20 protein-coding genes are annotated in these 21,663 nt (G+C 68.9%); 13 read left to right on the forward strand and 7 right to left on the reverse strand.

What is annotated here, in order from left to right:
• Positions 1 to 11: 11 nt before the first annotated feature.
• Both ppk1 and VFX14_08500 read right to left on the reverse strand, forming a co-directional pair.
• A complete protein-coding gene (gene ppk1, locus VFX14_08495) occupies positions 12 to 2,081 on the reverse strand; it encodes a polyphosphate kinase 1 (GenBank protein ID HEU5189714.1) in 2,070 nt (689 codons plus the stop codon).
• Positions 2,078 to 3,001, reverse strand: a complete 924-nt coding sequence (locus VFX14_08500; protein ID HEU5189715.1) for a hypothetical protein — start codon at positions 2,999 to 3,001, stop codon at positions 2,078 to 2,080. The genes ppk1 and VFX14_08500 overlap by 4 nt, the downstream gene beginning before the upstream one ends.
• 240 nt (positions 3,002 to 3,241) lie before the next feature.
• Here VFX14_08500 and VFX14_08505 point away from each other — a divergent pair, with 240 nt between their 5' ends.
• From VFX14_08505 to VFX14_08540, 8 genes are all read left to right on the forward strand, one after another.
• Positions 3,242 to 4,075 carry an arsenite methyltransferase gene (locus VFX14_08505; protein ID HEU5189716.1) on the forward strand — a complete coding sequence of 278 codons (834 nt, stop codon included), beginning with the start codon at positions 3,242 to 3,244 and terminating at the stop codon, positions 4,073 to 4,075.
• A 105-nt stretch (positions 4,076 to 4,180) separates the two neighbouring features.
• The gene (locus VFX14_08510; GenBank protein ID HEU5189717.1) at positions 4,181 to 4,939 is read left to right on the forward strand and encodes a response regulator transcription factor; all 759 of its coding nucleotides are present in this window, start codon (positions 4,181 to 4,183) and stop codon (positions 4,937 to 4,939) included.
• Between the two features lie 96 nt (positions 4,940 to 5,035).
• Positions 5,036 to 6,073 (forward strand): phosphate ABC transporter substrate-binding protein PstS, encoded by a 1,038-nt coding sequence (gene pstS / locus VFX14_08515; protein HEU5189718.1) that lies wholly within the window; start codon positions 5,036 to 5,038, stop codon positions 6,071 to 6,073.
• Between the two features lie 3 nt (positions 6,074 to 6,076).
• Complete coding sequence (pstC, locus tag VFX14_08520) at positions 6,077 to 7,066, forward strand: phosphate ABC transporter permease subunit PstC (protein HEU5189719.1); 990 nt, start codon at positions 6,077 to 6,079, stop codon at positions 7,064 to 7,066.
• Entirely contained in the window at positions 7,063 to 7,902 is an 840-nt protein-coding gene (gene pstA / locus VFX14_08525; protein HEU5189720.1) for a phosphate ABC transporter permease PstA, read from the forward strand. Before pstC ends, pstA begins: the two co-directional genes overlap by 4 nt.
• A 7-nt stretch (positions 7,903 to 7,909) precedes the next feature.
• Positions 7,910 to 8,668, forward strand: a complete 759-nt coding sequence (gene pstB, locus VFX14_08530) for a phosphate ABC transporter ATP-binding protein PstB (protein HEU5189721.1) — start codon at positions 7,910 to 7,912, stop codon at positions 8,666 to 8,668.
• A gap of 11 nt (positions 8,669 to 8,679) precedes the next feature.
• Positions 8,680 to 9,336, forward strand: a complete 657-nt coding sequence (gene phoU, locus VFX14_08535; protein ID HEU5189722.1) for a phosphate signaling complex protein PhoU — start codon at positions 8,680 to 8,682, stop codon at positions 9,334 to 9,336.
• Positions 9,337 to 9,370: 34 nt separating this feature from the next.
• Entirely contained in the window at positions 9,371 to 10,402 is a 1,032-nt protein-coding gene (locus VFX14_08540; protein ID HEU5189723.1) for a TIGR00730 family Rossman fold protein, read from the forward strand.
• Between the two features lie 25 nt (positions 10,403 to 10,427).
• On the opposite strand, the gene VFX14_08545 is transcribed toward VFX14_08540, so the two are convergent.
• Positions 10,428 to 10,643, reverse strand: a complete 216-nt coding sequence (locus tag VFX14_08545) for a hypothetical protein (protein ID HEU5189724.1) — start codon at positions 10,641 to 10,643, stop codon at positions 10,428 to 10,430.
• A 49-nt stretch (positions 10,644 to 10,692) separates the two neighbouring features.
• On the opposite strand from VFX14_08545, the gene VFX14_08550 reads away from it, so the two are divergent.
• The 4 genes from VFX14_08550 to VFX14_08565 all read left to right on the forward strand — a co-directional run bounded on the left by VFX14_08550 (position 10,693) and on the right by VFX14_08565 (position 15,876).
• A complete protein-coding gene (locus tag VFX14_08550) occupies positions 10,693 to 11,580 on the forward strand; it encodes a DMT family transporter (GenBank protein ID HEU5189725.1) in 888 nt (295 codons plus the stop codon).
• Between the two features lie 9 nt (positions 11,581 to 11,589).
• The gene (locus VFX14_08555; GenBank protein HEU5189726.1) at positions 11,590 to 13,311 is read left to right on the forward strand and encodes an NAD+ synthase; all 1,722 of its coding nucleotides are present in this window, start codon (positions 11,590 to 11,592) and stop codon (positions 13,309 to 13,311) included.
• Positions 13,312 to 13,547: 236 nt separating this feature from the next.
• The gene (locus tag VFX14_08560; protein HEU5189727.1) at positions 13,548 to 15,467 is read left to right on the forward strand and encodes a GspE/PulE family protein; all 1,920 of its coding nucleotides are present in this window, start codon (positions 13,548 to 13,550) and stop codon (positions 15,465 to 15,467) included.
• A gap of 52 nt (positions 15,468 to 15,519) precedes the next feature.
• Positions 15,520 to 15,876, forward strand: a complete 357-nt coding sequence (locus VFX14_08565; protein HEU5189728.1) for a hypothetical protein — start codon at positions 15,520 to 15,522, stop codon at positions 15,874 to 15,876.
• Positions 15,877 to 15,945: 69 nt separating this feature from the next.
• Here VFX14_08565 and VFX14_08570 read toward each other — a convergent pair whose 3' ends face one another.
• The 4 genes from VFX14_08570 to VFX14_08585 are packed head-to-tail and all read right to left on the reverse strand — an operon-like array spanning position 15,946 to position 20,405.
• Positions 15,946 to 17,700 carry an ABC transporter ATP-binding protein gene (locus tag VFX14_08570; GenBank protein ID HEU5189729.1) on the reverse strand — a complete coding sequence of 585 codons (1,755 nt, stop codon included), beginning with the start codon at positions 17,698 to 17,700 and terminating at the stop codon, positions 15,946 to 15,948.
• Positions 17,697 to 18,800: a glycosyltransferase family 4 protein gene (locus VFX14_08575; GenBank protein HEU5189730.1), complete on the reverse strand. Its 1,104-nt coding sequence runs from the start codon at positions 18,798 to 18,800 to the stop codon at positions 17,697 to 17,699. Before VFX14_08575 ends, VFX14_08570 begins: the two co-directional genes overlap by 4 nt.
• 16 nt (positions 18,801 to 18,816) lie before the next feature.
• Positions 18,817 to 19,896 carry a DegT/DnrJ/EryC1/StrS family aminotransferase gene (locus VFX14_08580; GenBank protein ID HEU5189731.1) on the reverse strand — a complete coding sequence of 360 codons (1,080 nt, stop codon included), beginning with the start codon at positions 19,894 to 19,896 and terminating at the stop codon, positions 18,817 to 18,819.
• A complete protein-coding gene (locus VFX14_08585) occupies positions 19,896 to 20,405 on the reverse strand; it encodes a flavin reductase family protein (protein HEU5189732.1) in 510 nt (169 codons plus the stop codon). The genes VFX14_08580 and VFX14_08585 overlap by 1 nt, the downstream gene beginning before the upstream one ends.
• 123 nt (positions 20,406 to 20,528) lie before the next feature.
• Between VFX14_08585 and VFX14_08590 the strand changes: the two genes are divergently transcribed.
• On the forward strand, positions 20,529 to 21,659 hold the full coding sequence (locus VFX14_08590; GenBank protein ID HEU5189733.1) for an Mrp/NBP35 family ATP-binding protein: 1,131 nt from the start codon (positions 20,529 to 20,531) through the stop codon (positions 21,657 to 21,659).
• Positions 21,660 to 21,663: the final 4 nt, after the last annotated feature.

Raw genomic sequence — 21,663 nt, forward strand, 5'->3', positions numbered from 1 at the left:
AGGGGCCCGGCTCAGCCGGTCGGGCGGATACGGGAGCCGTTCGCCAGCTCGTAGAGCAGCTCCTGCGAGCGCAGGGGAGGCGAGGTCGTGGCGATCACGCGCTCGGACCGCCCGTCCGGGCGAATCAGCCGCGCCTTGGCGGTGTCGGCGAGCTGGATCTCGAGCATCTCGTGGATCTGGCGCTGCAGCGCGGGCTCGAGGATCGGGAAGGTCACTTCAACGCGATTGTCGAGGTTGCGCGGCATCCAGTCCGCCGAGGCCAGGAGGTAGTCCGGGTTGCTGCCGTTCTGGAAGTAGTAGACCCGGGCGTGCTCGAGATAGCGGTCGATGATGGAGATCGCGCGGATGCGGTCGGAGAGACCGGGTACGCCGGGGCGCAGGCAGCAGATGCCGCGGACGATGAGGTCGATCTGGACCCCCGCCGAGCTCGCCTTGTAGAGCTCCTCGATCAGCTCGCGATCCACCAGGCTGTTCATCTTGCCGATGATCCGGGCCGGTCGCCCGGCGCGGGCGTGCTCCGCCTCGCGCCGGATGCGGCTCGCCAACCCCTCGCGCAGGCTCGTGGGCGCTACCGCGAGGTGGTGGAACCTACGCGGTCGCGTATAGCCGGTGAGGAGGTTGAACAGCTCGGTGAGGTCCTCGCCGAAGCTCTCCCGGCACGTGAAGAGACCAAGATCGGCATAGGTGCCGCCGGTGCGCACGTTGTAGTTGCCGGTCGCGAGGTGGCAATACCGGCGGATGCCATCCGGCTCCTGGCGCACGACCAGGCATGCCTTGCAATGGGTCTTGTAGCCGACCAGGCCGTACACCACGTGCGCGCCCACTTCCTCGAGCGCGCGCGCCCAGCGGATGTTCGCCTCCTCGTCGAAGCGCGCCTGCAGCTCGACGAGCACCGCGACCTCCTTGCCGTTCTCGGCGGCCCGGGTGAGCGCCTGTGCGATCGGCGAGGTGGGGCTCACCCGGTAGAGCGTCATCTTGACCGCGAGGACCTTCGGATCCTCAGCCGCCGCGCTCACGAAGTGGGTGACGGCGTCGAAAGAGTGATACGGGTGGTGGGCGAGGATGTCGCCCGCGCGGATCGCCGACCACACGTCCGGGCTGCCCTCGAAGGCGGGCAGGGGGCGCGGCGGGAGCGGCCGGTCCTTGAGGGCGGGCAGATCCACCGCCGAGTACAGGCCGAAGAGGTCCGAAAAGGACGCGAAGCCGGCGGCCGCGTAGAGATCCTGCGGCTCGAGCTCGAGCTCATCGAGCAGGGTGGTCAGCACGGACTCGGGGAGGTCGGCGTCGTACTGCAGCCGCACCGCATCGCCCATGCGGCGGCCGCGCAGCCCGGCCTCGATGCTCGCGAGGAGGTCCATGGCGCGGGCGCGCTCGAGCTGGATGTCCGAGTCGCGAGTCACGCGGATCGCGTGGCAGGACTCGATCTCGTAGCCGTGGAAGAGCCACGGCATGTGCATCCGGATTACGTCCTCCAGGAGCATGAACGCGAACTGCCCAGGGGCGGCGGGCAGCGCGATGAACCGCGGCACCACGTGGGCGGGTAGGTGGACGAGCGCGAGGGTGGCGCGGGGGAGCGGTGAGGTCTCGATCGGGCGGACGGATGCGACCAGGCAGAGGGCGCGATTGCCGAGATGCGGGAAGGGATGCCCCGGATCGATCGCGAGCGGCGTGATGATCGGGTGGAGAATGCGCCGGAAATAGTCCTCGAGGAAGGTGCGCTGCTCGTCCGTCGCCTCCTTCGGCCGAATGATCGCGATACCTTCGGCGGCGAGGAGGGGCTGGATCTCCTCCAGGAAGCACCGGTGCTGCTCGTCCACCAGCTCGTGGATCCGTCGCATGATGGCGCTGAGCGCGGCAGCGGGCGTGAGGCCGTCCGGGCCGGGCGTCGTGTCGCCCGCGCGGAGCTGCCGCTTGAGCCCCGCGACACGCACCATGAAGAACTCGTCGAGATTGGAGCTGAAGATGGCGAGGAACTTGACGCGCTCGAGCAGCGGCACGCTGGGATCCTGGGCCTCCTCGAGGACGCGGGCGTTGAACTCGAGCCAGGAGAGCTCGCGATTGATCAAATTCGTCTCACTCATGGTGTCCTGCTTCCGTTGAAGGTTTCGCGAAGGAGAATGCCGTCGCGGACCCCGAGGGTGGAGACCGTCATTCTACGATATCCGCAGAGGATCATCAATTCCTCGATCACCACTGCGCCGGCGAGGATGATGTCGGCGCGCTCGGCCTTGAGGCCGCGCAGTCGGCGACGGCGACGCAGCGAGACCGCCTCGAGCCGCTGGCGGATCGCGATCACGTGCGACTGCGAGAGGCGGAGTCCGTGACGCGTGCGGCGTCGCTTCGATGTCCGCGCCAGATGCATGCGCGCCAGCGCCCGCACGGTGCCGCCCAGACCGATGAGGTCCGCGCCGGGTGCGGCGGGCGGCAGGGCGGCGAGCACGTGATCCCGGATCTCGCCGCGCAGTGCGCGAAGCTCGCGGCCGCTGGGCGGGTCGTGGTGCAGGAAGCGTCGCGTCAGACGCACGGCGCCAAGAGGGAGGCTGGCGAAGGCGATCAGCCGCCCGGCGTGCACGCGTGACACCTGCAAGCTGCCTCCGCCGAGATCGGCCACCGCGCCCTCGCGGATCCGATGCGCGCTCAGCGCGGCCAGCGCGCCCAGCCGCGCTTCCTGGCGCGAGCTCAGCACGCGGACGTCCACGCCCTCGCGGCGCCGCAGCGGATTCAGCAGCCGCTCTCGATTGGCCGCGTCACGCACCGCGGCGGTGGCCACCGCGACCACGCGGGGGCGGGCGCCGTTGTTCACGGTGCCGAGGAAGCGATGGACGGCGCGGAGCGTGGAATCGACCGCGGCCTGCGGCAACCGGCCGGGCTCGCCACTGCCGAGTCGAGTCTGGACGCGCTGTTCCTTCAGGATGCGGAATCCCACGCCCTCATTGATCCGTGTCAAAAGGAAGCGAGCAGCGTTCGAGCCGAGGTCGATCAGGGCCACCAGCTCGGACATGGCGGCAAGTGTCGACGAGTTGCCGCATTACCGTCAAGCAACAGAATTGTTACGAGGACAGTTATCCACCTCTATCCACCGGCAACAACATATCCGGGCGACGAGATGCCCGATGGCACCACCGGATGGGTGTCTCCGCATGAATGGGGGCGGTGTGGTTCCCCGACGGTCTTCGGGCTATAGTGGCATTCACCGGCCACGGGCCGCGGTGAAGCGCCGAGCGCACGGGAGGAGCATTAGATGGCGAGCGACGAGAGCAGGGACACCATCCGCGACAAGGTCAAGGAGAAGTACGGCCAAGCGGCGCTGCGCGTGATCGCGACCGATGATGCCGGTTGCTGCGGTACCGCCTCATCCCTGGGCTGTGCGGACCCGATAACGTCCGATCTCTACGATGCCGCCCAGACCTGCGGGCTGCCGCAGGAGGCAATGGCGGCGTCCCTGGGCTGCGGCAATCCCACCGCGCTCGCCCAGCTCGTCCCCGGCGACGTGGTCCTGGATCTCGGCTCGGGCGGCGGCATCGACGTGCTCCTGTCGGCGAGGCGAGTGGGGCCGACGGGCAAGGCCTATGGCCTCGACATGACGGACGAGATGCTTGCACTGGCGCGCGAGAATCAGCAGAAGGCCGGGCTCGGCAACGTGGAGTTCCTCAAGGGGGAGATCGAGGCCATCCCGCTGCCCGACGCGCACGTGGACGTGATCATCTCCAACTGCGTGATCAATCTCTCCGGTGACAAGGACCGCGTCCTCAAGGAGGCGTTCCGTGTCCTCAAGCCAGGCGGACGCTTCGCGGTGTCGGACGTGGTCGTGCGGGGCTCCGTGCCAGCGGCGATCCGGCGCAGCGTCGAGCTCTGGATCGGCTGCGTGGCGGGCGCCCTCGAGGAGCGGGAGTACCGGGACAAGCTGTCCGCGGCCGGGTTCGAAGCCATCGACGTCGAGCCCACCCGCATCTACCAGGTGGAGGACGCGCGCGCGTTCCTCGCGAAGGCGGGCATCGACGCCGATGCCATCGCTGCGGAAGTGGAAGGGAAGTTCATGAGCGCGTTCATCCGCGCGCGGAAGCCTGCGTCGTAGGGGCTCATTGGGGTCTTCACCCAGGATTTACGCCACCGTCATCGCAGCGTAACCTCACGCCGCGATAGTCCGCCTGTGCGAACCACAGGTGAGATGACACCCCCCATGCAGCGGCGGCGCCTTCCCGGGGACGCGGCGAGCCCGACCGGCCGCGAGCGCCTCGGTCGCGTGCTCGTCGTCGAGGACGAGCAGGACGTCGCCGAGCTCATCCGGTTCAATCTCCGGAAGGAAGGCTACGAGGTCACGGTGGTGGGCAGCGGCGCCGACGGCGTGCGCCACGCCCGCGAGGGCAAGCCCGACGTCATCCTGCTCGACATCATGGTGCCCCAGCTCAACGGGTGGGAGGTGTGCCGCCGCCTCAAGCAAGACGCAGACACACGGCGGATTCCCATCATCATGGTCACGGGCCGCGTCGACGAGGGCGACAAGGTGCTGGGTTTCGAGCTGGGCGCCGATGACTACGTGACCAAGCCCTTCTCACCGCGCGAGCTCGTGGCGCGCGTCCGGGCGGTCACCCGCCGGGGCCGGCCGGGGGACGGCGCGGACAAGAAGCGTCAGCTCAAGGTCGGCGACCTCGAAATCGACCGCGATCGCTTCGAGGTGCGGATGAAGGGTCGCGCAGTCGAGCTCACCCCCAAGGAGTTCGAGCTGCTCGCCACCCTGGCGGGCGCTCCAGGGCGCGTGTTCGGCAGAGAAGAGCTGCTGGACCTGGTCTGGGGGCGGGACGGATTCGTCGAGCCACGCACCGTAGACGTCCACGTGGCCCGGCTGCGCGGCAAGTTCATCGCCGCCAAGGTGCCGGAGCCCGGCGTGGAGACCGTCCGGGGGGTCGGGTACCGATTTCGCGATGTTACACCGCGTTAGCACGAACGTAACCCAACCGTAATGTCGGCGAAGTACGCTCGCCCCGAACTCGAAGGTAGACAAGGAGCTTCGATGATGACGCGACGGCGGATGCTCATGATGATCGTGGCGGTCGCAGTATGCTTCACGCTCGGCGACCCCCGGCCGATCGGGGCGCAGATGCTGGTCAACGGCGCGGGAGCGACATTTCCGTATCCCATCTACTCCAAGTGGTTCGAGGAATACATCAAGGTCGATCCCGCGGTCCGATTCAACTACCAGTCGATCGGCAGCGGCGGAGGGATCCGCCAGATCTCGGAGCGCACGGTCGATTTTGGCGCCAGTGATGGGCCGATGACGGACGACCAGCTGAAGAAGGCCCCCGGCGAGATCTTCCACTTCCCCACCGTGCTGGGTGCGGTGGTGCCGACGTACAACCTCCCCGGCAATCCCAAGCTTCGCTTCACCGGCCAGGTGCTCGCCGACATCTTCCTGGGCAAGATCATCAAGTGGAACGATGAGCGAATCAAGGCGCTGAACCCGTCCGAGGCCCTCCCGGACCGACCCATCGTGGTGGTGCACCGCTCTGACGGCAGCGGCACCACCTTCATCTGGGTCGACTACCTCTGCAAGGTCAGCAAGGAGTGGGAGCAGAAAGTCGGTCGCGGCACTTCGGTGAACTGGCCGGTGGGCTTGGGCGGCAAGGGGAACGAGGGGGTGGCCGGGCAGGTGAAGGCGGCGCCCGGCGCGCTCGGCTATGTCGAGCTCGCCTACGCCATCACCAACAAGCTGCCCGCGGGGGCGGTGCGTAACCAGGCGGGGAAATTCGTGGAGGCCAGCATCGAGAGCACGACCGCAGCGGCGGCGGGGGCGGCGAGCGCCATGCCGGCCGACTTCCGCGTCTCGCTGACCAATCCCGCCGGGGACGGAGCGTATCCCATCGCGAGCTTCACGTGGCTGCTCGTGTACAAGGAGCAGCGGGACGAGGCCAAGGGGAAGGCGCTCGTGCGCTTCCTCTGGTGGGCGGTTCATGATGGCCAGAAGTATCCCTCGCCGCTTCTCTATGCCCCGATCCCCCCCGCAGTGGTGAAGCAGATCGAGGCGCGCATCGGGCAGATCACCTTCGGCGGCAAGCCGATCCTCGCCGCGCGGTGATGCATGGCAGATAGCGCGAGCCTCGCGCAGGAAGCCAGGCGCACCTGGACCCCCCGCCCGGCGACGCGCCGGCGGGCCGGCCGCGTGGGCGATCCGCTCTTCCGCGGCCTGCTCCGCGCGGCCGCCTGGGCGGTGGTCGTGCTCGCCGGAGGCCTGATGGCGGCGCTGGTCTGGGAGTCCAGCGCCGCCATTCGTGCCTTCGGCTTTCGCTTCGTGACGACGTCGACCTGGGACCCCGTGGCCGGCGAGTTCGGCGCACTCCCGTTCATCTACGGCACCCTCGTCTCGTCGCTCCTGGCGCTGCTCATCGCCGTCCCCCTCTCGCTCGGCGCGGCCATCTATCTCTCCGAGCTCGCGCCGGCCTGGGTGCGGCCGCCGGTCAGCTTCCTCATCGAGATGCTGGCCGCAGTGCCGAGCGTCGTCTATGGGCTCTGGGGAATCTTCGTGCTGGTGCCCTGGCTACGCGATTGGGTGCAGCCACCGCTGGGCCGCTGGCTGGGCGTTCTCCCGCTCTTCTCGGGACCCGGTTACGGGGTCGGCATGCTGGCCGCCGGCTTGATCCTGTCGATCATGGTCCTGCCGTACATCACGTCGGTTGCGCGGGAGGTGCTCCTCGCCGTTCCGAACGCCCAGCGGGAGGCCGCCCTCGGGCTCGGAGCCACCGGCTGGGAGGCCATCCGGGTGGCCGTTCTGCCCTACGGTCGCACCGGGTTGATCGGGGCGATCCTCCTGGGTCTGGGCCGGGCGCTCGGGGAGACGATGGCCGTGACCATGGTGATCGGAAACCGCCCCGCGATCTCCGCGTCGCTGTTCGCGCCCGGATACACGATGGCGAGTGTCATCGCGAACGAGTTCACCGAGGCCACGTCGGATCTCTACGTTTCGGCGCTGGTGGGGGTGGGCCTGCTCCTCCTCGTGGTCACGATCGTGGTGAACGCCCTCGCCCGTCTCCTCGTGTGGAGCGTCGGCGCGCCGGCGGGAGCACGCGAGTGACGCCCCGCGCGCGGCGCCGGATCGACCGCGCGGTGAGCGTGCTCGCCGCGCTCTGTGCGGCGGCCGTCATCGCCCCGCTGCTGATGATCTTCGGCTTCCTGCTCTACCAGGGCGCCTCGGCGGTGAACGTCGACTTCTTCACGCATCTCCCCAAGCCCGTGGGCGAGCCCGGTGGGGGAGTCGCCAACGCCATCGTGGGCAGCCTGATCATGATCGGGCTCGCCGGAATCCTCGCGGTCCCTCTCGGGGTCCTCGGCGGCGTGTACCTCGCCGAGTCGCGCGACCGCCGGCTGCCAGGGGGGGTCCGCTTCCTCGCCGACGTGCTCAACGGTGTCCCGTCCATCGTCTTCGGCATCTTCGCCTACACCATCGTGGTGATTCCGATGCGCCGCTTCTCGGCTCTCGCGGGTGGGCTCGCCCTGGCCTTCATCATGATCCCCATCATCGTGCGTACGGCGGAGGAGATGGTGCGGCTGGTGCCCAACGCGCTCCGGGAAGCCGGGCTCGGCATCGGTCTTCCGCAGTGGAAAGTGACGCTCCACGTGGTCTTGCCGGCGGCGCGGGCCGGCATCGTCACCGGCGTCATCGTGGCGGTGGCCCGGGTGGCGGGCGAGACGGCGCCGCTCCTCTTCACCGCGCTCGGCAACCGGTTCTGGCACCAGGGGTTGGATCAGCCCATCGCGGCGCTGCCGCTCCAGATCTACGCGTACGCCATCGCGCCCTACGAAGACTGGCACCGGCAGGCGTGGGCCGGCGCGCTCGTACTCATCACGCTGGTGTTTCTCACCAGCCTGGCGGCTCGGCTGGCCACGCGAGGCCGGACCGTTGCGCGCTGAGGGGACCATGGGAGACGGGATCTATGTCAGGGGACTGAAGGCCTGGTTCGGGCCGTCGCTGGTCATCAAAGGCGTGGACCTCACGGTGGCGCCCAATGCGGTGACCGCCATCATCGGGCCATCCGGCTGCGGCAAGTCCACGTTCATCCGTTGCCTCAATCGGATGCACGAGACGGTGCCAGGCGCCCGGGTCGCGGGCGAGGTCTACCTGAATGACGAGGACCTCTACGCACCCGGCGTGGATCCCGTGGACGTGCGCCGACGCATCGGCATGGTGTTCCAAAAGGCCAATCCGTTCCCCACCATGTCGATCTTCGACAACGTGGCCGCCGGCCTGCGACTGGCCGGTGTGCGCCAGCGCGCCGCGCTCCAGGAGGAAGTCGAGCGAGCGCTGACGCACGCGGCCCTCTGGGACGAGGTGAAGGACGATCTCGACAAGTCCGGCGTGAGCCTCTCCGGCGGCCAGCAGCAGCGGCTCTGCATCGCGCGCGCGCTCGCCGTCGACCCGCAGATTCTCCTCATGGACGAGCCGTGCTCCGCCCTCGACCCCATCGCGACCGCCAAGATCGAGGAGCTGATCCACGAGCTCAAGAAAGATCTCACCATTGCCATCGTGACCCACAACATGCAGCAGGCGGCCCGCGTCTCGGAGTGGACCGGCTTCTTCCTCCTGGGCGAGCTCGTCGAGTTCGGTGTGACGAAGGAGATCTTCACCACCCCCCACGACCGCCGCACGGAAGACTACATCACCGGGCGATTTGGATAGAGGCGCGGACGATGACCCGACATTTCCACGAGGAGCTGGAAGCGCTCAAGCAGACCCTTCTTGCCATGGGGGGCTTAGTCGAGGACCAGATCCGCCGCGTGATGCGGGCCCTCCTCGAGCGAGACGACGCGCTGGCTCGCGAGGTCATCGACCGCGACCGGCAGGTCAACGCGTATGACGTCGAAGTGGACGAGCAATGCGTGGAGCTCCTCGCCCTGCACCAGCCGGCGGCGAGCGATCTGCGCTTCATCACCACCGCCATGAAGATCGTGACCGATCTCGAGCGCATCGGGGACCAGGCGGTGAACATCGCCCAGCGGGCGCTCGAGCTCCACCAGGAGCCGCAGCTCAAGCCCTACGTGGACCTGCCGCGGATGGCGGAGATGGCCCAGCGGATGGTCAAGGAGAGCCTGGACGCCTTCGTGACCCGGGACACCGAGCTGGCGCGACGGATATGCGGCGAGGACGCTGCGGTGGACGCCCTCAAGGAGCAGATCTTCCGTGAGCTCCTCACGTTCATGATGGGCGACCCGCGGACCATTCCCCGGGCGCTGCGCCTCATCCTGATCTCGCGCTTCATGGAGCGCGTGGCCGACCACGCCACCAACATCGCGGAGATGGTGGTCTACATGGTCGAGGGCAAGATGGTGCGGCACACCCTGGCGTAGCGGCCTTCCGAGTCGCCGAATGTATACTCTGACCGTGAGTGCGGATCGACGCTATCAGCTCCAGTCGGAGCAGGGGAATCGTGCCGTCGACGCTCTCCTCGAGCAGCTCCGGGTCCCCGAGAGCTCGTGGCGCCTCTACGCCGAGATGCTCATCACCGTCCTCAAGATGTTCGAGGACGGCGCGGGGGTGGCGGACCTCAAGATCACCAGCGCCGCCCTCAAGGAGATGCGCTACGGCGTCAAGGTGTTCGCGCCGTGGCGCAGCGTGCCCAAGGTGACGGTGTTCGGCTCCGCCCGCACGCTGCCGGAGCACCCTGTATCCCGCCAGGCCGCGGCGTTCGGCCGCCGCATGCGGGAGGCGGGCTGGATGGTGATGACGGGGGCGGGGAGCGGCGTGATGGGCGCGGCCCAGGAAGGGGCGGGGCGCGAGCGTTCGTTCGGGCTCAACATCCGTCTGCCCTTCGAGCAGGAAGCCAATCCCTGGATCGCCGACGATCCCAAGCTCATCACGTTCAAGTACTTCTTCACCCGCAAGCTCTTCCTCGTGCGCGAGGCGCACGCGATGGCCTACTTCCCCGGGGGCTTCGGCACCGCCGACGAGGTGTTCGAGACCCTCACCCTCATCCAGACGGGGAAGGCCGCGCTGGCGCCGGTGCTGCTGGTAGACTCACCGGGCGGCAAGTTCTGGGAGGGCTTCGAGGACTTCATGCGCGAGTACATGGCCCGCGACGGCATGATCTCGCCCGAGGACCTGGCCCTCTACCGGCGCACCGACGACGTCGAGGCCGCGGTGGCCGAGTGCGAGCGCTTCTACCGCGTGTTTCACTCGCAGCGCTACGTGGGCGAGCGGCTCGTGTTCCGGCTGCGCCGGCCCCTGGAGGCGTCCACGGTGACGAAGCTCTCCGGGGATTTTTCCGACATCCTGAGCGGTCCCATCGAGCAGACGGAGGGACCGCTGGATGGCGAAGGGGGCGAGCTACCGGGGCTGCCGCGCCTCCGGCTGCCGTTCAACCGGCGCAGCTTCGGGCGTCTGCGCCTCCTGATCGACGCGGTGAACCAGGGCTAGGGATCGGCCGCCCCGTCCCGCCCGGCTACTCCTCCTCCGGCCGCTCCTCGGTGTACTGGCAGGCCGCGCACGCCCACGTGCGCAGCAGGGTCACGCGCTGGGAGTCGCGCCGCAGCGTCCAGGGGATGAGCTTGCGCGCCCCGCAGCGCGGGCATGCTTCGGTCTTCTGGCCCGGCTGCACCTCGAACGGGAGCCACGCGACTTTCCGGGGCAGCGGTGAGGGCTTCGCGGGTGGCGTCATGCGCGCGAGTATACCGTAGCGGCGGCGCCGCGGGCTATCATCGCACGCCATGTCTGCGGACCTGGTCCTCGTCGTCGCCAACGTGGTCTACGCCACGTCGTACGCCGCCACGCGCCTCACCCTGGACCATGTCCCACCCGCCACCCTCGCCCTGATCCGACTGGTGATCGGGGCCCTCGTGCTGATCCCGCTGGCGGTGGCGCTCCGGCCCGCCGCGGCGGCGCCGATCAGGCGCGCGGACCGCTGGAGCATCCTGTGGATGGGTGTGCTCGGCTTCGCGGGGGCCTTCGCGTTCTCGCACTGGGGCATCGCCCGCTCCACCGCCACGAACGCGGCGCTGCTCATCACAGTGGAGCCGATCTCGCTGATCCTCCTCTCGCCGTGGGCGCTGGGCGAGCGGCTCACGCGGCGGGAAGGACTGGGGGCGGCGCTGGCCCTGGCCGGCGCGGCGGTGGTGGTGGTCAACGGCATTCCCGGCCTCACCGCGGCGCTCGTGCCCCACTGGCGCGGGGACCTGTTGCTCATCCTCGCCGGCCTCGCCTACGCCGCGTACTCGCTATTCGGGCGGGGCGTGCTCGCCCGGCATCCCGCCATCGCGGTCACCGCGTGGTCCATCGCGTGGGGCGTGGCGGCCATGCTTCCGCTGGCCGCGCTCGAGTGGTCGGCGGGCGCCGAGCTCCGGCTCAACGGGCCGGCGATACTGGGGGTGCTCTACCTGGCCGTCCTCATCACGGCGCTGGGCTACCTCGCGTGGAACTGGGCGCTCGAGCGGGTGCCCGCGCCCCGCGCCGCTATCTTCCTCAACATCCAGCCGCTGGTGGGCGCGCTCCTGGGTGTCTACTATCTGGGCGAGCCCCTGACCGCGTTCACGGTGGCCGGCGGCGTGCTGATCCTGATCGGTCTGACTCTCACCGTCAAAACGCCGGGGAGAGGCTAGAATAGCGGCATGAGACGGGTCCGGGTCGCCCTTGCCCAGGTCAACCCCACGGTGGGGGCGGTCGAGTCGAACGCGCGCATGGTGATCGCGTGGATGGACCGCGCACGGGCTCTTGGGGCGGACGTGATGGCATTCCCGGAGCTGGTGCTCACCGGCTATCCTCCCGAGGATCTGGTCTTCAAGCCCGCCTTCATCGAGGCAAATCTGCGGGCGCTCGCCGACGTCGCCTCCCACAGCAAAGGCCTTACCGCGGTGGTGGGCTTCGTGGACAAGCGCGACGACATCTTCAACGCCGCCGCCATGCTCCACGACGGCGCGCACGTGGGGACCTACCACAAGCAGTACCTGCCGAACTACGGCGTGTTCGACGAGAACCGGTACTTCCAGGCCGGCACCGAGAGCCCGGTGTTCGCGCTCGGCGACCGCGTGCTCGCGGCCAACATCTGCGAGGACATCTGGTATCCCACCGGCCCGACCACCGTGCAGGCGCTCGCCGGCGCGGATCTCGTCATCAGCATCAACGCCTCGCCGTTCCACGCGGGGAAGGCGAAGTTCCGCGAGAAGATGCTGGCGACGCGGGCCGCCGACGACCTCGTGTGCCTCGCCTTCGTGAACACGGTGGGCGGGCAGGACGAGCTCGTCTTCGACGGCCAGTCGTTCATCTTCGACGAGAAGGGCGAGCGGGTGGCGCGCGGCCGCGCCTTCGAGGAGGACCTGGTCGTCGCGGACCTCGAGCTCGACAATGTGTTCCGCGCTCGGCTGCACGATTCCCGCCGCCGCAAGGAGAAGCTGCGGAGTGAGGGATCGGCGCGGCGCATCGCGCTGCCGCCCTTGGCCCCGCGCCCGCAACCCCCGCTCCCGCCGCGTGAGACTCCCGAGATCGGGCGGCTCGAGGAGACCTACCAGGCCCTGGTGGTGGGGTTGCGCGACTACGTGCGGAAGAACGGCTTCCGCCACGTGGCGGTGGGGCTCTCCGGCGGTATCGACTCGGCGCTGGTCGCCTGCATCGCGGTCGAGGCCCTGGGCGCCGCCAACGTGACCGGGGTGACCATGCCCTCGCCGTATTCCTCCGCGGGCACCCGCCGCGACGCGGCGCGGGTGGCGAAGCATCTCGGCATCGAGTTCCTGCGCCTTCCCATCACCGGCGTGTTCGCCGCGTATCGCCGCGCGCTCGCCAAGCCGTTCAAGGGCCTCAGGGAAGACGTGGCCGAGGAGAATCTTCAGGCCCGCATCCGCGGCAACTACCTCATGGCGCTCTCGAACAAGTTCGGCTGGCTCATCCTCACCACCGGCAACAAGAGCGAGATCGGGGTCGGCTACTCCACACTCTACGGCGACATGGCGGGCGGCTTCGCCGTCATCAAGGACGTGCCGAAGACGCTGGTCTACGAGGTCTCGGAGCACGTCAACGCGCGGGCCGGCCGGGAGCTCATCCCGCGCAGCATCTTCGAGCGGGCGCCCTCCGCCGAGCTGCGTCACGGCCAGACGGACCAGGACTCGCTGCCCCCATATCCCGTGCTCGACGCCATCCTCGAGGCCTACGTGGAGGGCGACCAGAGCCTGCCCGAGATCGTCGCCCAGGGCTTCGACGAAAGCACCGTGCGACGAGTCATCGCGCTGGTCGACCGGAACGAATACAAGCGCCGGCAGGGTCCCATCGGCATCAAGATCACGCCGCGCGCGTTCGGACGCGACTGGCGACTGCCGATCGTGAATCAGTTCAAGGAGTAGCCGTCGGCGACGTGTCGTGTCCGCGCGCATTGACAGTGTCCCCGAAAAGTGTCAGCCTGCAACAAAACTGGTCGCAACAATTCCTGTAGATCCGGCCGAAGTGAGGCCGCCCAGTCCAGTCAATCCATAGCATTTCCAGCCAGTTGACCGACCTTGCAGAGACTGCGTGGCATGGTACACGCCTTGCTACCCACCTCGTGGCGTTGCGGCAAACTCCCTAGAGAAAAGGCGGGTCCGTGAGCACAGACCAGCAGATCCCCGAAGTCGCGCCGGAGCAAGAGCCCGCCGCCGCGGCGCCGGAGCGGATCACGGTCGGTCTCGACAGCCTCCAGGACACCATCGCGCGGCTCGCCAAGCAGTTCGAGAACGCGCCTCGCCGCCGAGCCACCGACCATCCTCCCAAGCGCTACACTTCGAAGTTCGAGTACCTCGTCGAGCAGCAGCTGATCAGCCAGCAGGATCTCGACGCGGCCATCGCCGAGGCCAAGCGCGCCGCGACGCACGTCGACCTGATCCTGATGCAGCAGTACAACATCAGCAAGGCGCAGATCGGCCAGTCTTCCTCGGTGTTCTACCGGGTGCCGTTCATCGAGTTCGACGAGCGCCTCGTCATCTCGCCCGACCTCGTGCGCGAGATCAAGGTCGAGTACCTCAAGAAGAACTACTGGATCCCGCTCAGGCGCGAGGGGGGCGCGGTGGTCGTGCTGGTGGACGACCCCCACGACCTCGCCAAGGTCGACAGTGTCGAGCGGGCGCTCAAGAACCAGAAGGTCAAGCTCGCCGTCGGCTTCCGCAGCGACATCCTCCGCTTCATCGCGATCGCGAGCGGCGAGCAGGCCCCGCGGAACCCCAGCGCCACCGCCGAGTCCATCCAGGACATCATCGGGACGCTCAAGGCCGAGGACGACGGTTCGAGCGCCGCCGCCGACGGCCACGACGTCGCGGAGGTGGACGAGAACGACAGCGCGATCGTGCGGCTGTCCGGCCAGGTGATCCTCGCCGCCTATCAGGCGCGCGCCTCCGACATCCACATCGAGCCGTACGGGCCGCAGAAGGACACCATCATCCGGTTCCGCGTCGACGGGAGCTGCCAGGAGTACATGAAGCTGCCCGGGGCGTTCCGGCGGCCCCTCGTCGCCCGGATCAAGATCATGTCGCGGCTCGACATCGCGGAGCGGCGCAAGCCACAGGACGGCAAGATCAAGATCGCGCTCCCCGAGCGGGAAATCGAGCTGCGTGTCGCCACCATCCCCACCGCGCTGGGGGACGAGGACGTGGTGATGCGCATCCTCGCCTCCAACGAGCCGATCCCCATCGACAAGCTCGGGATGAACGAGCGGAACCTGGGCGAGATGAAGCGGATCTCGCAGCGTCCCTACGGGCTCATCCTCTGCGTGGGCCCCACCGGCTCCGGCAAGACGACCACGCTCCACTCCGTGCTCGGCTTCATCAACAAGCCGGACCGGAAGATCTGGACCGCGGAGGACCCCGTCGAGATCACCCAGTACGGCCTCCGCCAGGTCCAGGTGAACCCCAAGATCGGGTTCAACTTCGCCGCCGCCATGCGCGCCTTCCTCCGCGCCGATCCCGACGTGATCATGGTCGGAGAGATGCGCGACGAGGAGACGGCGTCGGTGGGCATCGAGGCCTCGCTGACCGGCCACCTCGTGCTCAGCACCCTGCACACGAACAGCGCCCCCGAGACGGTGGTGCGCCTGGTGGACATGGGCTGCGACCCCTTCAACTTTTCCGACGCGATGCTCGGGATCCTCGCCCAGCGGCTGGTCAAGCGCATCTGCGACGGATGCAAGGAGCCCTATCAGCCGACGCCCGAGCAGTTCGAGGAGGTCGTCCTGGCCTACGGCCGGGAAGAGTGGGAGACGCTCGGCATCAAGCACGACGGAGGCTTCAAGCTCTACCGCGGCCGCGGCTGCGACAAGTGCGCCAAGACGGGCTATACGGGCCGCGCCGCCATCCACGAGCTACTCGTGACCTCCGCGGAGATCAAGCGCCTCATCCAGACGCGGGCGCGCGCCACCGAGATCCTGACCGTCGCCCGGGAGGGGGGCATGACCACCCTGCTCCAGGACGGCATCAGCAAGGCCCTCGCCGGCGTCACCGACGTGAAGCAGGTCAAGGCGGTGGCGAACGCCTGATTCGCCCAGCTCGAGTGCAGGGAACGCAGCTCAACCCCAAGGAGATGTCGCGATGGCGAACATGGAAGGGGCCGCGTGGCCGGAGACGCGCGCCAAGGTTCAGAAGTGGATCGAGGACGGCCAGTACCTCGTGGGTCTCATCCCGGCCCTCGTCGAGGAGAATGAGCGCCTCCGCGCGTCGCTGGACTCGAGCGAGAAGGAGTTCGAGCGGCTCCGTCAGGAAGTCGCCAGCCTCCGCGGCGAGAGCGAGCAGTACCGCAACGAGCGCGAGGACGTGGCCGACGCCCTCAACAAGTTCATGAACGAGATGCTCCAGCTCGTGAACGAGGTGGCGCAGAAGTTTCGGACCCCCTCGCAGCGCACCAAGAGCCCGTTCGAGCGGGAAGGCTCCATCTCCCACCGGCCGTAGCGCGGGCGACGCGATGCCGCGCGCCCTCCGAGGCCGTCCGGGCCGGGTTCCCCCGCTCGGGCCGGATGGCTATCGCGAGGGCGCGGCGTCGAGCATCTGCAGGGCCGCCAGTCGGCGGTAGATTCCGTCCTCCCGCGCCATGAGCTCCTCGTGGCGCCCCACCTCGGCGATCCGACCCCCGTGCACCACCACCACGCGATCCGCGTTGCGGACGGTAGCGAGGCGATGCGCGATAACGAGCACCGTGCGCCCCTTCGTCAGCTCCGACAGGGCCTGCTGGACGAGGAACTCGCTCTCGGCATCGAGGTCCGAGGTGGCCTCGTCGAGGAGCAGGATGGGCGGGTCCTTGAGGAAGGCGCGGGCGATGGCGATGCGCTGGCGCTGCCCGCCGGAGAGCTTGACCCCGCGCTCCCCGACCTGCGTTGCATAACCGCTTGGAAGTCCGGCGATGAAGTCGTGGGCCTGGGCGAGGCGCGCCGCCCGTTCGATCTCCTCGCGAGTGGCGTCAGGCTTGCCGTAGCCGATGTTGTAGGCGAGCGAGTCGTGGAAGAGGAAGGTCTCCTGGGTCACGATGCCCATGAGGGCGCGCAGCGAGCCCACCGTGATCTCGCGGATGTCCCGTCCGTCCACCGTCACCCGTCCGCGGGAGGCGTCGTGGAAGCGGGGCAGGAGGTCCAGCAGGGTGGTCTTGCCCGCCCCCGACATGCCCACGAACGCCACGAGCTCGCCTTTGCGCACACGCAGCGAGATGTCGGACAGGGCGTCGGACTCCGCGCCGTGGTAGCGGAAGCTCACGTCCTCGAGCGCGATGGCGTCGTGGAAGCCGTCGACCACGCGCGCGCCCGGCGCGTCGGCGATGGCGGGCTCGGTGTCGAGGATCTCGAACACGCGCTCGACCGAGCCCATGGACTGCTGGACGGTGTTGGCCATGCGGGAGAGCTGGCGCACCGGCCCGTAGAGCAGGACCACCGCGGTAATGAACGAGAAGAACTCGCCCGTGGTGATGGCGCCCGCGAACACCCGGTAGCCGCCGTACCAGAGCGCGCCCATGATGCTGAGCGCCCCCAGCACCTCCATGAGGGGCTCGGCGAGCTGGTCGGTGCGATGGTCCTTGAGGGTCAGGCGGAGGAGCTGGTCGTTGACGCCGTCGAACCGCTGCTGCTCGAGGCGCTCGCGGCCGAAGGCCTTCACGATCTTGGTGCCGGTGAAGGACTCCTGAAGCACGACGTTGAGCTCGGCCACTTTCTCCTGGGAGCGCTTGTTGATCTTGTAGAGCTTGCGGCCCAGGGCCCGGACCGTCACCGCCACTGCGGGGAACACCGCCACCGCGATGAGGGCGAGCACCCACTCCCGCGCGAACATGACGGCGAGCAGCGCGACGATGGTGCCGAGTTGCCGCACCGCCATCACGAGCACGGTGGAGGAGAGGCGGGCGAGCCGGTTGACGTCGGTGATGACGCGCGCCATCAGCTCGGCCGAATGGAGCGACGTGAAGAATGCCAGCGGCATGCCCTGGATGTGCGCGTAGACTTCGCGACGGATGCGCGCGATCACCCGCTCGCCCACCGAGGCCATCAGATAGGACTGGCCGAAGCGCGCGGCTCCCTTGACGAGGTACACGGCGAGGAGGGCGAGGGGGATCAGCCTCAGCATGAGGAGATCGCGGCGGCCGAAGATCCCGTCCATGGCGGGCTTCACCAGCCAGGCGATCATGCCCTCCGCGGCGGACACCACCAGCGCGAGCACCGTTCCCACGGCGAGGATGCGCCAGTGCTCCCGAAGATAGGGCACGAGGCGGCGGAGCAGGCGCGCGTGGCCGGTCATGGCGCGTCGCCTTCGGCCTGCGCCACCAGACGCGCGTAGAGGGCCTCCGTGCGGTCCAGCTTGGCGGTGAGCGAGAACTGCGCCTCCACGCGCTTGCGCCCGGCCCGCGCCATGGCCTTGGCCCGCGCCGGGTTCTCCAGCATGCGCAGGATGGCCTGGCCGAGGGCCTCCGGGTTCCGCGGGGGCACCAGGACCCCCGTCTCGCCGTCGACGATCAGCTCGGGCATGCCCTCGAGGTCGGTGGCTACCACCGGTGTCTCCACCGCGAGCGCCTCGCGGATCGAGCCGGTGAGCCCCAGCCCCGCGTAGGAGGCGTCGACCACGAGGTCGCTCGCGGCGAGGATTTCCGGCACGTCCTCACGGTGACCGAGCATGGTGACTCCGGCGAGGCCGCGCGCCCGCGCCTTGTCGCCGAGGCTCACGATGCGGGCGCGCGGCGCCCCCACGAAGAGCAGCCGTGCGTGCGGCGCCTCGCGGTGCACCCGCACCATGGCGTCGAGCACGTCGTCGTTCCCGCGCCACGAGCGGATGCCGATCTGGGTGACGAGGACCTCACCGGCGGCGAGGCCCAGCTCCCGCCGCACCGGGGCGCCGTCCACACCGGGATGGAAGCGCGTGATGTCGGTGCCGGAGTGGATCACCTCGATCTTCTCCGCGGGGACGCCCGTCGCCACCAGCCGTCGCTTGATCGACTCGCACACCGCCACCACCGCGGTGACTCGCGGCGTGGTGTAGCCGAGCCGGTTCCAGCGGTCGAGGGGAAAGCTCACGCCGCGGTTCAGGATCAGGACGGGAATCCGCGCGAGCAGTCCGGCGAGGAGCGCGAGGGTCCGCGCCTTGCCCTTGTGGCAGTGGACGACCTGGATGCGGTGCTCCCGGAGCAGCTGGGCGAGTGCGAGGACGCCGCGAAGATCCAGGGCGTGCCGCATGGACAGGGCGGCGTAGGGAACCCCCGCGGCGTGGCACTTCTCCGTCCAGATCTCGCTCGGGCGCGTGGCCACCACCACGTGATGGCCGCGCGCGTGGAGCCCCCACGCCAGCTCGCGCAGCTGGATGGCCGCTCCGGTGAAGTAGTCCGGCTTGGGGTAGAGCTGGAGGATCCGGAGCGGCGTGGCCCTACCCTCGGAAGAACTCGCGGACGGCCGCGACGACCTCGTCCGCCTCGTCCTCGGTGTGGCCCGCCGAGATCGGGAGCGTCAGGATGTGCCGGACTATCCGGTCCGTGACGGGAAGATCGGGCGCCTTGAGGTGAGCGACCGCGGGCTGGCGGTGGCATGCCACAGGGTAGTGGATGCCGGTGGCGATGCCACGCTCCTTCAGGTACTTCGCGAGCTCGTCGCGGCGCGGCGTGCCCACCACGTAGAGGTGGTACACGTGCCGCGCGCCGGGCCGCTCGGTCGGCAGGCGAAGATCCAGCCCGGTGAGGCCGGCCACGTAGCGCGCGGCGAGGCGGCGGCGCTGGTCGTTCATGGCGTCCAGCCGACGCAGGAGCACGCGGCCCACCGCGGCCTGGATGTCGTTGAAGCGCAGGTTGAAGCCGACCTCGGCGTGCACGTCCTTGTTCAGCCGGCCGTGGTCGCGGATCTGGCGGCACCGCGCCGCCACCGCGTCGTCGTTGGTCACGATGAGGCCACCGTCGCCCATCACGTTGAGATTCTTCGACGGGTAGAAGGAGAACACGCCGGCGCGGCCGAACCCCCCGACCTTCTGGCCCTGCCACTCGGCGCCGTGAGCCTGCGCGCAATCCTCCAGCAGCCAGAGCCCGTGCTTCTCGCACAGCGCCTGGATGCCGGCCAGATCCGCGGCCTGCCCGTAGAGGTGCACGGGAACAAAGCCCACGGTCCTAGGGGTCACCTTGGCGGCGGCATCACGCACGTCCACGGTATAGGTGTCGTCCACGTCCACGAACACCGGCGTGGCGCCGGCGAAGCAGATCGCCTCCACGGTGGGAAACGCGGTGTGCGCGGGCACCAGGACCTCGTCGCCCGCTCCCGCGCCGAAGGCCTTCGTCAGCATCCAGATCGCCGCCGTCGCGCTCGAGGTCAGGATCGCGTGCTTGGAGCTGTTGTACGCGGCGAACTCATCCTCGAACGCGCGGCACTCGGGACCCAGGATGTACTGGCGGGAGTCGATGGCCTTGAGCACGGCCCCCTTGATCTCGTCGTCGATGGGGGGGCGGGAGAGCGGGATGGACATCAGCGCGAGCCTCCTGGAGTCCTCAACCGATTGTAGCGGCCCCGGTAATAGAGCAGGGGCTCGGGACCCTCATCGGCGCGGGATGACGCCGCCTCCACCTGGCCGACGAAGATGGTGTGATCGCCCCCCGGGTAGGCGTGGGCCGTGGAGCACTCGAGGTGGGCGAGGGCATCCGAGAGCAGGGGCAGACCCAGCGCGCCGTCCTTGTGCGCCACGCCCTGGAATTTTTCCGCCGCCGTGGAGGACTTGGTCGCGAACCGGTTGGAGAGGGCTTCCTGGCCCACCTCGAGAATGTTGATGGCGAACCGGTCGGCGTCTCGTAGGGTCTCGTAGCTCTGGGCGTTGTGCGCCACGCAGACCAGCACCAGGGGTGGGTTGAGAGACACCGAGGTGAAGGCGCTGGCGGTGAGCCCGGCCGGACGGCCCGCGGTATCCCGGGTCGTCACGATGGTCACTCCGCTCGCGAAATGACCGAGCACACGCCGGAAGTCGTCTGCGCCTAGCACCATGCTTTTCTAGCAGGTCCCGGCGATTTTTTCAACTTGCGCAAGGGCTTGGACGACAGTCGGACCGGCGTCCTCCTTGACGGTCCCCGACGTTCGCCCCTATGATGAGCGAGGGATGGTGAGACCATGAGCGCGCAGGGAAGCCCGTCGGTCACTGAGGCCGCGGTCCTCGAGGCACTCCGGGGAGTGAAAGATCCCGACGGGGGTAAGGACGTCGTGGCCCTCGGTCTCGTCCAGGACCTCCGCATCGGTCCGGGAGAAGTCACCTTCACCCTGGCGTTCGCCGGGCAGTCCCCGCAGGCCAAGGTGGCGCTCCACAGTGGGGCCACCCGTGCGGTGAGCGCGCTGCCCGGAGCGGGGAAGGTGAACGTGAAGATGGGCACCGCGGCGGGGGCCCGCCCCGCGCAGCCCGGGCACGCTCACGGCCAGGCCCAGGGGGGCGCACCCGCTCCTCAGCGGTCCGCCGAGTTCATTCCAGAGGTCAAGCACACGATCGCGGTCTCGTCGGGCAAGGGCGGGGTGGGGAAGTCCACGGTGGCGGTGAACCTGGCTCTCGCGCTGCGCCAGGGCGGCGCGGTGACCGGACTGGTCGACGTCGACGTCTACGGGCCGGACGTGCCGCTCATGATGGGCACGCGCGGGCGACCGGGCATGTTCGACAACAAGATCATCCCGGTCGAGGCGCACGGCGTGAAGATCATGTCCATCGGCCTTCTCGTGGACGAGCGGGAGGCGCTCGTCTGGCGCGGGCCGATGATCCACTCCGCAGTCCAGCAGTTCCTCCGCGACGTGGCCTGGGGCGCGCTCGACTACCTCGTGTTCGACATGCCGCCGGGGACCGGCGACGCGCAGCTCTCGCTCTCGCAAGTGATTCCGCTCGGCGGCGTGGTCATGGTCACGACGCCGCAGGACGTGGCGCTGCTCGACGTGCGCAAGGGGCTCGCGATGTTCCGGAAGCTCAACGTGCCGATCCTCGGCATCGTGGAGAACATGAGCTACTTCGTGGCGCCTGATACCGGTACGCGCTACCCCATCTTCGGGGAGGGCGGCGGCGCCAAGATCGCAGACGAGTTCGGCGTGCCGCTGCTCGGCCAGATACCGCTGGAGATGGAGACGCGGCGCGGCGGCGACACCGGGGTGCCGGTGGTGGTGGGCCAGCCGAAGTCCGCGCAGGCCGAGGCGTTCCGCGCGATCGCGGCCGCGGTGACCGCCCGCGTCGAGGCGCTGGCGGGGCTCGAGCTGCCGCGCCTCGGCTGACGCG

Source organism: Candidatus Methylomirabilota bacterium, from assembly GCA_035764725.1.
In the GTDB taxonomy this organism is placed as follows: Bacteria; Methylomirabilota; Methylomirabilia; order Rokubacteriales; family CSP1-6; genus DASRWT01.

Excerpts from the sequence above, each read along its gene's own strand:
- VFX14_08565 (HEU5189728.1), top strand. The coding sequence starts at position 15,520 with ATGGCGAACATGGAAGGGGCCGCGTGGCCGGAGACGCGCGCCAAGGTT.
- pstS (HEU5189718.1), top strand. The coding sequence starts at position 5,036 with ATGATGATCGTGGCGGTCGCAGTATGCTTCACGCTCGGCGACCCCCGG.
- VFX14_08500 (HEU5189715.1), bottom strand. The coding sequence starts at position 3,001 with ATGTCCGAGCTGGTGGCCCTGATCGACCTCGGCTCGAACGCTGCTCGC.
- phoU (HEU5189722.1), top strand. The coding sequence starts at position 8,680 with ATGACCCGACATTTCCACGAGGAGCTGGAAGCGCTCAAGCAGACCCTT.
- ppk1 (HEU5189714.1), bottom strand. The coding sequence starts at position 2,081 with ATGAGTGAGACGAATTTGATCAATCGCGAGCTCTCCTGGCTCGAGTTC.
- VFX14_08550 (HEU5189725.1), top strand. The coding sequence starts at position 10,693 with ATGTCTGCGGACCTGGTCCTCGTCGTCGCCAACGTGGTCTACGCCACG.
- VFX14_08570 (HEU5189729.1), bottom strand. The coding sequence starts at position 17,700 with ATGACCGGCCACGCGCGCCTGCTCCGCCGCCTCGTGCCCTATCTTCGG.
- VFX14_08505 (HEU5189716.1), top strand. The coding sequence starts at position 3,242 with ATGGCGAGCGACGAGAGCAGGGACACCATCCGCGACAAGGTCAAGGAG.
- pstB (HEU5189721.1), top strand. The coding sequence starts at position 7,910 with ATGGGAGACGGGATCTATGTCAGGGGACTGAAGGCCTGGTTCGGGCCG.
- VFX14_08545 (HEU5189724.1), bottom strand. The coding sequence starts at position 10,643 with ATGACGCCACCCGCGAAGCCCTCACCGCTGCCCCGGAAAGTCGCGTGG.
- VFX14_08580 (HEU5189731.1), bottom strand. The coding sequence starts at position 19,896 with ATGTCCATCCCGCTCTCCCGCCCCCCCATCGACGACGAGATCAAGGGG.
- VFX14_08585 (HEU5189732.1), bottom strand. The coding sequence starts at position 20,405 with ATGGTGCTAGGCGCAGACGACTTCCGGCGTGTGCTCGGTCATTTCGCG.
- VFX14_08590 (HEU5189733.1), top strand. The coding sequence starts at position 20,529 with ATGAGCGCGCAGGGAAGCCCGTCGGTCACTGAGGCCGCGGTCCTCGAG.
- VFX14_08555 (HEU5189726.1), top strand. The coding sequence starts at position 11,590 with ATGAGACGGGTCCGGGTCGCCCTTGCCCAGGTCAACCCCACGGTGGGG.
- VFX14_08510 (HEU5189717.1), top strand. The coding sequence starts at position 4,181 with ATGCAGCGGCGGCGCCTTCCCGGGGACGCGGCGAGCCCGACCGGCCGC.
- pstC (HEU5189719.1), top strand. The coding sequence starts at position 6,077 with ATGGCAGATAGCGCGAGCCTCGCGCAGGAAGCCAGGCGCACCTGGACC.